Here is a 1,104-nt window from a genome sequence, read left to right as displayed (position 1 = left end):
ATATTTAAATTATTGATAAATATAATTTTATTAAGTGGTATATTTTGTGAAAAGGACAAAAGCATTTAAACAATTATAAAAGGATAAAAAGATGCGTTATTTAGTTGCTTTGGTGATGTCGCTGTCATTAGCCTCATGTAGCATTGTGTCATCAACCCCTGTATTAAACCAAGTATTAGCCAGCAAAGGCGATACCCGACCGTTTGATGCGCCCTTGCCTGTTAATACCGCCCACAAAAAATTAGCCATTGGCTATTCCACCACTGTAGGCGTTAAAGAAGATGGCACGGTATGGAGCTGGGGTAGTGACTATGATGGCAGCTTGGGCAATGGTCGCAAGCCTACCCAGCAACCCATTCCAACCCCCATTGCAGGCATGACCGATTTTGTCGAAGTGGCAGGCACAGGCAGTCATTTTTTAGCCTTGCGTAAAGATGGTACGGTGTGGGCATGGGGCGATAATAAATATGGACAGTTAGGCTACTCAACGACTAAAAACTATTCGGCTACGCCGCAGCAGGTGATGGGATTGAAAGATATTGTGAGTGTAGCAACAGGGTATGAGTTTTCTTTAGCACTTGATAAACAAGGCACAGTGTATATGTCGGGGGTGAGCAAATTATGGAAGATTAATGTAGATAAACCCTATGAGCAATTAAATAACTTGGGCTTTAGAGCCATTGCGCAACATGAAAATACCATAAAAATCATAACAAATACAGCCCATGTGATTTTAATGAAGGCAGATGGGGAGCTTGTATCGTGTTGTGACGGCACGGTAAAAGAATTTCCTAAAAATGTTGTTGATATTGCGATGGCCTCAGTTGCAACTTATTTTTTATTGTCTAATGGCCTCGTGTTTGCTGAAGGACAAAATCGTGGCGGTGGGTATTTAGGTCAAGGTGACTTTACGTCACATACAGGCTTGGTACAAGTTAAGAATATTGGCAAAGTTAAAAGTATAAATGCTAATAGTGGTTCAGGTGTTGCCTTAGATGAAAAAGGCCGAATATGGCAATGGGGGGCTAATGTTCGTTATCCATTGATTGCAGGGGTGCAAAGTAACTACGAGCCATTACCTGTTCATATCAAGATCGGAAGAGC

General features: G+C 41.4%; 1 protein-coding gene. It reads left to right on the top strand.

Annotated elements, in window-relative coordinates; genetic code table 11:
• Window positions 1-91: 91 nt before the first annotated feature.
• On the top strand, window positions 92-1,104 hold a 1,013-nt coding region (locus tag Q0212_RS16285), incomplete at its 3' end, for a hypothetical protein (protein WP_297927487.1).

Origin of the sequence: uncultured Agitococcus sp. (assembly GCF_937920075.1) — a bacterium.
In the GTDB taxonomy this organism is placed as follows: domain Bacteria; phylum Pseudomonadota; class Gammaproteobacteria; order Pseudomonadales; family Moraxellaceae; genus Agitococcus.
The sequence above is the reverse complement of the archived record's forward strand: the minus strand, read 5'-3'. Positions and strand labels throughout refer to the sequence as shown.